The 7,591-nt window shown below is 72.3% G+C and carries 5 protein-coding genes and 2 pseudogenes; 2 read left to right on the top strand and 5 right to left on the bottom strand.

What is annotated here, in order from left to right; translation table 11 throughout:
- Positions 1-379: pseudogene (locus tag A6Q79_RS13975) on the bottom strand (hypothetical protein); the annotation flags it as partial.
- A gap of 298 nt (positions 380-677) precedes the next feature.
- Between A6Q79_RS13975 and A6Q79_RS13970 the strand changes: the two are divergent.
- Entirely contained in the window at positions 678-1,502 is an 825-nt protein-coding gene (locus tag A6Q79_RS13970; RefSeq protein WP_286689871.1) for an HAD family phosphatase, read from the top strand.
- 284 nt (positions 1,503-1,786) lie between these two features.
- Here A6Q79_RS13970 and A6Q79_RS13965 read toward each other — a convergent pair whose 3' ends face one another.
- Genes A6Q79_RS13965 through A6Q79_RS13955 form a run of 3 tightly spaced genes read right to left on the bottom strand, consistent with a single transcriptional unit; the run spans position 1,787 to position 5,425 of the window.
- Positions 1,787-2,593: an FkbM family methyltransferase gene (locus tag A6Q79_RS13965; RefSeq protein WP_317698641.1), complete on the bottom strand. Its 807-nt coding sequence runs from the start codon at positions 2,591-2,593 to the stop codon at positions 1,787-1,789.
- Complete coding sequence (locus A6Q79_RS13960; protein WP_067859979.1) at positions 2,590-3,957, bottom strand: O-antigen ligase; 1,368 nt, start codon at positions 3,955-3,957, stop codon at positions 2,590-2,592. Before A6Q79_RS13960 ends, A6Q79_RS13965 begins: the two co-directional genes overlap by 4 nt.
- 19 nt (positions 3,958-3,976) lie before the next feature.
- Positions 3,977-5,425, bottom strand: a complete 1,449-nt coding sequence (locus tag A6Q79_RS13955; RefSeq protein ID WP_067859982.1) for a polysaccharide biosynthesis tyrosine autokinase — start codon at positions 5,423-5,425, stop codon at positions 3,977-3,979.
- Between the two features lie 271 nt (positions 5,426-5,696).
- Between A6Q79_RS13955 and A6Q79_RS13950 the strand changes: the two genes are divergently transcribed.
- The gene (locus A6Q79_RS13950; RefSeq protein ID WP_317698640.1) at positions 5,697-6,662 is read left to right on the top strand and encodes an NAD-dependent epimerase/dehydratase family protein; all 966 of its coding nucleotides are present in this window, start codon (positions 5,697-5,699) and stop codon (positions 6,660-6,662) included.
- Positions 6,663-7,288: 626 nt separating this feature from the next.
- On the opposite strand, the pseudogene A6Q79_RS13945 reads toward A6Q79_RS13950, so the two are convergent.
- Positions 7,289-7,591: pseudogene (locus tag A6Q79_RS13945) on the bottom strand (oxidoreductase); the annotation flags it as partial.

Below are 7,591 nucleotides of genomic sequence, written 5' to 3'. Positions count from 1 at the left end.
GCACCGCGGCACCGTCGCGCGGGCAGGCCAGCACCGCAACCCCGCGGTGCTCGGGCAGCAGCCGAGAGAGGCGGGTGGCGCCGACGTGCCCGTCGGCGCCACCCAGGGCGGACCAGCGCACGCCCTCGACCCGTTCGGCGCCGAGGACGAGGTCGACGCCGGCTCCCCTGGTGTCGGCGTCGACCAGCACCGGCCGATGACCACGACGTGCCGCCTCGAGCGCGACTGCGGTGGCCAGCGTCGACGCACCCGCTCCGCCCACCGCTCCGACGACGGCGAGGCTGGCTGCCTCGCCGTCGCCGTCGAGCAGCGCACCGAGCCGGTCGAGCACGACCGGCTCGTCGCGCGCGTCGAGGACGGCCTCCGCGCCGAGCGCCACCGCGTGGCGCCACAGAGCCCCGCCCGGGCCGCCGACCAGGACCTCCGCGCCGCCACGGCGTCCGACGCGACCTCGGGGGTGACGCCCACGGCCGCGCACCAGCGCAGCGCGTCGTCCAGCGCGTCGGGGTCGGCCGTGGCCACGAGCAGGGGCGCGGTGTCCATGACGTCCACGCAACCAGCGGGCGCCGGCCGGCGGAAGCCTGCCCCGCCCTGCCTGTGGACGGACGGACGCCGCACGACGCACCGGCGTGCGCACCTGTGGACGACGCTTGCGCGAGCGGGCCTATCCTGGCCGGGTGAGCCCCCGTTCGGCCGCGTTCTTCGACCTGGACAAGACGATCATCGCCCGGTCCAGCGCCCTGGCCTTCAGCAAGCCGTTCTTCGAGGGCGGGCTGCTGACCCGGCGCGCCGTGCTCCGCAGCGCCTACGCGAACTTCATGTTCGGTCTCAACGGCGCCGACCACGACCAGCTGGAGAAGATGCGCCAGCAGATGACGTCGCTCATCGCCGGGTGGGACGTGGAGGTCGTGCGCGACGCCGTGCGCCGCACGCTCCGCGACGTCATCGACCCCATCGTGTACGCCGAGGCCGTCGACCTCGTCCAGCACCACCAGCGGGCCGGGCGCGACGTCGTCATCGTCTCCGCGTCGGGCTCGGAGGTCGTCGGTCCGGTCGGCGAGCTGCTGGGCGTGCACGACGTCATCGCCACCCGGTTGGTCGAGCGCGACGGTCGCTACACCGGCGAGGTCGACTTCTACGCCTACGGCCCGCACAAGGCGACGGCCATGCGCCGGCTCGCCGAGGAGCGCGGCTACGACCTCGACGCCTGCTTCGCCTACTCCGACTCCGAGACCGACGTGCCGATGCTCGAGGCCGTCGGCCACCCGTTCGCCGTCAACCCCGACAAGGCGCTGCGCCGGATCGCCGTCGAGCGCGAGTGGCCGGTGCTGGTGTTCGACCGTCCGGTCGCGCTGCGCAGCCGCCTGGGACTGCACAGCACGACGGGCCGCGCGTTCTGGGCCCTGGTCGGGGCCGGCGCCGCCGTGGGCACCGCGCTGCTGGTGCAGCGAGGGCTGCGCACCCGCCGCGCGCCCGGCCGGTGGCCGCTCGTGCGCTCGTGAAACCGGGCACGTGAGGTTACGTCCGCGTAGGGGTTCCGTCGTCCCGTCGGCAGGCGTAGAAAAGGACGCAGCAGGACAACTCCACAGACGGCCCAGCACCCAGTACCCACGCGGCGATCACCCGTCCCACTGGGTTGTCGAGCCTCCGGGACACCCGTCACCGCCGGCGGACCCGGGCCGACGATACGGAACTGCACGCCTGGTAGCTGATGCGATGCTGGACCCCCTGGACGGCGCCACCTACCCCGGTGGCGCCGTCCTCCTGAGTCAGCGCGGACGTCGGCTCAGCCGGCGGCGGGCAGCGGGTCGCGCGAGAACCACGCGAGTCCGAATCCCGGTCCGCCGGTCTCGTGACGCACGAGGGAGAGCCCGGCGGCCTCGAGGAAGGTCCGCAGCTCGCCGAAGTCGTGGTCGTCGGAGTGGTGGTACTCCATGACGACGCGCCGCACCCCGGACCAGAGCGCCGGGTCGGACTCGAGCACGATGCCGTACTCGGCGCCCTCGGCGTCCATCTTGATCAGGTCGACGCGTCCGCCGGAGGCCGCGAAGGCGTCGGCGATGCTCTCGCAGGCCACCTCGATCTCGGTGGCGCCCGACTCCCCCAGGTGCAGGACGCCGTTGTGGCCGCTGCCGGGTCCGTTGTCGGCCATGACGAGCGTGCCCGCCCGCGCCCCCACGGCGGCGCGGTGGACCGTGATCCGGTCGCCGAGACGGTTGGACTCGACGTTGCGGACCGTGTAGGCGCCCGTGGAGGGGGTCGGCTCGTAGGAGTGCACCGACGCACCCGGGAACCGTCGCACCAGGTCGGTGGAGAAGCAGCCGATGTGCGCGCCGATGTCGACCACGTGCACGTCGTCGGGCAGACCCTGCGCGAACCAGTCGAGCGAGTACTCGTCCTCGGCGAACACCTCGTAGACGGGCACCCGGGCGCCGGGGGCGTTGGGGCAGTGGATGGTCAGGCCGTCGACCTCGAAGGCCAGCTCGTCGGCGCCGGTCGCCATGTGGCGCAGCACCGTCCAGCCGTTGTCGAACACCGAGACCGTCTGACGGGTGCGGCGGGCCACCCAGGTGGCGCGGTCGAGGACGGTCATGGGGCCTCCGGTGATGTCGGGATGGGGAGGGGGTCGTCCGACGCGACGTCCGCGTCGGCGCTGGCCCGGTCGACGGCGAACGCCGCCGACGCGAGGAACGGGAGGGCGAGGACCGCCCAGACGTAGCGGTCCCAGAGGATCGTCGTCATGAAGCCGATCATCAGGTAGCCCAGGCAGGGCAGGACGAGGAGCCCGCCGACGCGGTCGAGGCTGAGCGAGCGGACCACCGTCGAGCCCAGCATGACCACGAAGAACGCGAAGCCGACGATGCCGACGGCGGCCGCGACCTGCAGGTAGATGTTGTGCGCCTTGAGCACGTCGGACAGGCCGTTGCCGAGGATCGGGTGGCTGAGGAAGACCTCCCACGCCTCGCGGGCGATCACCTCGCGCTCGGCGTTGGAGCCCTGCGAGGACCCGCCGCCGAGCAGACGCCCCAGGGCGTTGTCGCTGGCGGCCAGGTTCGAGATGTTCACGCCGACGTAGTACAGCGGCACCAGGCCCAGCCCGAAGAGGGTCAGCGCGACGGTGACCGAGCGGCTGACCAGCACCCAGAGCACGAGCACCGCTCCCGCCGCCACGAGTGCCGCACGGCTCCCGCTGATCCACACGCCCCATGCGCAGACCGCCGTCGCGGCCACGACCGCCGGTCGCCATCCGCGTGGCACAGCGGCCAGCAGGAACGGCAGCAGGGCGATCGCGAGCATCGCGCACAGGCCCATGACGTTCGGGTGCGTCGAGTACCCGATGCGACGACCACCGTCGCCGACGCCGCCGACCGTGTAGGCGGCCACGACGTTCGCGACGTTCCCGGCGACGTAGGCCAGCGCGAGCGAGACGACCACGGCGCGCGGCGGCCGCCATGCCATGTAGAAGATGGGGAGCAGCAGCGCCCCGACCACCAGGCGCAGCAGGTTGTTCAGGCTGGTCCCCGGGTCGGCCGCCAGGGCCGACGTGAACAGGCTCACCACGACGAAGGCCGCCCCGGCCCCGAGGAAGAGCGGGTCGATGACCAGCCGCCGACCGATGAGCACCGGCACGAGCGCGAACACGCCGAGCAGCAGGATGATGTCGGACGTCGACGCGAACGCCAGGGCCGCGACGGGGCGCAGGTTGTCGAGCGGCGACAGCGCCGTGCCGAGCACCAGGAAGCCGATGGCGGCGCCCTCGAAGCCCACGACGGCGAGCACCGCCACGCCGGTGAGGACGAGCAGGAGCACGACGCCGACCACCACGGACGACGCCGCCCGCGGCACGAGCAGCACGACGGCGAGGCCCGTGACGATGGCGGGCACCGCCGAGCGGACCTGCTCCACCCACTCGGGGCGCAGCGTCCCGTTCGACCGCTGCCGCGTCACGCCGCTCATGCCTGGGTGCCCACCCTGCTCACCGCCGGACGCGTCGTCCGCGCGTCGTGAGGCCGCGGAGCTTCTCCTCGACCACGGCGGCGCGCGGCTCCGGCTCGGGCTCCGCCTGCGGGGAGTAGCCGTACCCGTAGCCGTGGCCGTACCCGTAGCCGTAGCCGTCCGCGTCGCCCGAACGGCGCGGGGTGCGGTTCAGGACCGTGCCGAAGAGACGACCACCGATCGTCTGGATGCGGCCGACGGCGAGGCGCAGCTGCTCGCGGGTCGTGGAGCCGTGGCGGACCAGCAGCAGCACACCGTCGACCTCGGGCAGCAGGATCGAGGCGTCGGCGACCGGCAGCATCGGCGGCGCGTCGATGATGACCGCGTCGTACTGCTCACGGACCCGCGTGAGGAGGTCGCGCATGGCCTGCGTGTCGAGCACCTCCGCCGGGTTCGGCGGGGCGGGGCCGGTGCCCATGAAGCTGATGCCGCTGACGTGCGGCTGCGTCGCCTCCTCCAGCGACGTGCGGCCGACGAGGACCGTGACGACGCCGACGGAGTTCTCGAGCCCCAGCAGCTCGGCGACGTTGGGGTTGCGCATGTCGGCGTCGATGAGCAGCACCGAGCGGCCCGACTGCGCCATCGACAGCGCCAGGTTCGTGGCGACCAGCGTCTTGCCCTCGTTCGGCAGCGCGCTGGAGACGAGGATCGCGTGGCTCTCGCCGTCGATGTCGGAGAACTGCAGGTTCGTGCGCAGCACGCGGAACGCCTCGGCCAGGCTGCCGCCGGTCTCCGTCATGAGCGGCGTGCGCTTGACGAGCGGGTCGAAGGGCAGCGTCGCGAGGACGGCCTGCTCGCTGATCCGCTCGACGTCCTGCCGCGACTTGACCGTGCGGTCGAAGAGGTCGCGCAGCAGGGCCCCAACGATCGCCAGGAACAGGCTCACGAGCAGGCCGATGCCGATGTTGAGCGGGATGTTCGGCGACACGGGGACGTCGCTGATGCTCGGCTCGGCGGCGATGCGGGCGGCGATGGCGGGCGCCTCGTCGCGGATCGACGGACGCTCCAGCTGCTCGACGAGGTCGACGAGCTGGTCGGCCGTGGCACCGGCGATGCGCTGCGCACCCTCGGGCGTGTCGGCCGTGACCTGCAGGTCGATGGTCTGGGTGTTGGTGATGACCGTCGCCGACACGTGCTTCTCGAGGTCCTCGACCGACTCGTCGAGGTTCAGGTCGTCGACGACGCGCTGCAGCAGCGACGGGTCGGTCGCGAGCTCGGCGTACGACGCGACGCGCTGGGTGACGATGAACGAGGCCGCGTACTCCGCCGAGCCGCCCGACGGCGTCGAGATGAAGACCTTCACGGACGAGCCGTACTGCGGCGAGGACAGCAGCACCACGGCGACCGTGATGATCGCCCCCACCACGAACGTGACGGTGCTGAAGATCCAGCGCGCGCGCAGGGCGCCGACGAACTGCCGCAGGTCCACGGCTCTCCCTCCTGCTCCCGCCCTCGGCGGGTCGATGCGAAGTCTAGGCCAGCGACCATCTCTCCCTCGGCCCTTCTCGCGTTCCAACGACGCGGCGGCGTCCGGGTCACGGCACAGGTGGCGGCCCGGGTGACGTACAGGTCGGGGTACGTGTCTGCGGCGTTCGTCACGCACCCACCCGTAACGTCCTCGCGCCCGGTCGTTGTACAGGCGTACGGACACACGCCGCGGCCGACGTCGCGGGCGACTTCCCACGGAGGGCGGACGAGGCATGACGGTTCTGGTGACGGGTGCGGGCGGCTTCATCGGCGGACATCTCGCCGCCGACCTGCTGGCACAGGGCCTGCAGGTCCGCGCGGTCGACAAGAAGCCGGTCGAGGAGTGGTACCAGGTCCCCGCCGACGCCGAGAACGTCGTCGCCGACTGCTCCGACATGGGCGACGCGCACAAGATGGCCGTGGGCACGCAGGCGATCTACAACCTCGCCGCCGACATGGGCGGCATGGGCTTCATCGAGAACAACAAGGCCGAGTGCATGCTGTCGGTGCTGACCAGCACCAACATGCTCGTCGCCGCGCGCGACGCCGGCACGGAGCAGTTCTTCTACAGCAGCTCGGCCTGCGTCTACAACGGCACCAAGCAGACCGACCCCGACGTCACCGCCCTCAAGGAGTCCGACGCCTACCCGGCGGACCCGGAGGACGGCTACGGCTGGGAGAAGCTGTTCAGCGAGCGCATGGCGCGCCACTTCCGCGAGGACTTCGGCCTGCACACCCGCGTCGCCCGCTACCACAACGTCTACGGCCCCGAGGGCACGTTCGAGGGCGGCCGCGAGAAGGCCCCCGCGGCACTGTCGCGCAAGATCGCGTGGGCCAAGCTCACCGGCGAGCACACGATCGACGTGTGGGGCGACGGCGAGCAGAGCCGCAGCTTCATGTACATCGACGACTGCGTCCGCGGCACCCAGGAGATCCTGAAGGGCGACAACGTGGAGCCGGTCAACCTGGGCTCCTCCGAGCTCGTCACCATCAACCAGATGATCGGCATCCTCGAGGACATCGCCGGCATCACCGTGCAGAAGCAGCACGACCTGAGCGCCCCGCAGGGCGTCCGCGGTCGCAACAGCGACAACACGATGTTCCACGAGCTGTACGGCTGGGAGCCGTCGATCTCCCTGCGCGACGGCCTGGAGAAGACGTACGCCTGGATCTACGACCAGCTGGCTCCGCGGGTCTGACGGGCTTCTCGTCGACCTGCGGGTGCGCTGGCGGGGGTCCTCGTCGACCTGCGGCTGCGCTGGCGCGGTTCTCGTTCGGGTGGGGCTGCGTCGGCGCGGCTTGCTGCTCGGGTGGGGCTGCGTCGGCGCGGCTTCGCGCTCGGGTGGGGCTGCGTCCGCGCGGCTCAGTGTGGGTGTGGTCTCCGAAGGGCCTCGACCGGGCGGCTGGCGGGCGCGCTGGTCTGGGGTCTCGGGCTGTGGCTCGCGTCGGACGCAAGGATCTGCGTTCGTGCGTAGGACTCCAAGGCTGCTGCGTTTCCTACGGGATCCCGTCGCCAACGCAGAAGCGTTCGATCCCGGGCGCGTGAATGGCGAATCGTGGGTGCCCTTGAGGGTGGGGTGGGCACCGCTCGACCCTCAACACCAACCCGCAGCCCGAGATCCCGGACCAGTGCGCCACCCAGCCGCCCGGTCGAGGCCCTTGCGGAGCGCAGGACGAGTCGAAGCCGCGCCAGCGCAGCCCCACCCGTGCAGAGAGCCGCGCCGACGCAGCCGCAGGACACCAAGAAGCCGCGCCGGCGCAGCCGCAGGTCACCAAGAAGCCGCGCCGACGCAGCCCCAGGACAAGGACAGCAGCAGGCAGAGCCTCAGCGCCGACCCTGCGCGACCGGGGACGCCTCGGCGCCGCGCGCCTGGGCCTGGGAGGCGTACTGGAGCCACTGCTGGATGCCGGTGGCGTCGCCGCGGGCGTAAGCGGTGAGGGCGGCGGCGTAGCCGGCGGGCTCGGCGGCGTGGCCGGCCTCGGGGACGACGACGGAGGCGGGGTCGACGCCCTTCACGACGAGCACGAGACGCTCGGCCGCGCGGGCGACCATGCCGCCGTGCGCGGCGAACGCGCCCGACGTGGCCACCTCGGCGTGCACGAGGGCGGCGACGACGAGCCCCGGGGC

It is taken from the genome of Aeromicrobium sp. REDSEA-S32_B7 (genome assembly GCF_001626145.1).
Classification (GTDB): Bacteria; Actinomycetota; Actinomycetes; order Propionibacteriales; family Nocardioidaceae; genus Aeromicrobium; species Aeromicrobium erythreum.
The sequence above is the reverse complement of the archived record's forward strand: the minus strand, read 5'-3'. Positions and strand labels throughout refer to the sequence as shown.

What these genes read in the sequence shown, in the direction of transcription:
- A6Q79_RS13965 (WP_317698641.1), bottom strand. Translation starts at nt 2,593, where the DNA reads ATGACCGTCCTCGACCGCGCCACCTGGGTGGCCCGCCGCACCCGTCAG.
- A6Q79_RS13960 (WP_067859979.1), bottom strand. Translation starts at nt 3,957, where the DNA reads ATGAGCGGCGTGACGCGGCAGCGGTCGAACGGGACGCTGCGCCCCGAG.
- A6Q79_RS13950 (WP_317698640.1), top strand. Translation starts at nt 5,697, where the DNA reads ATGACGGTTCTGGTGACGGGTGCGGGCGGCTTCATCGGCGGACATCTC.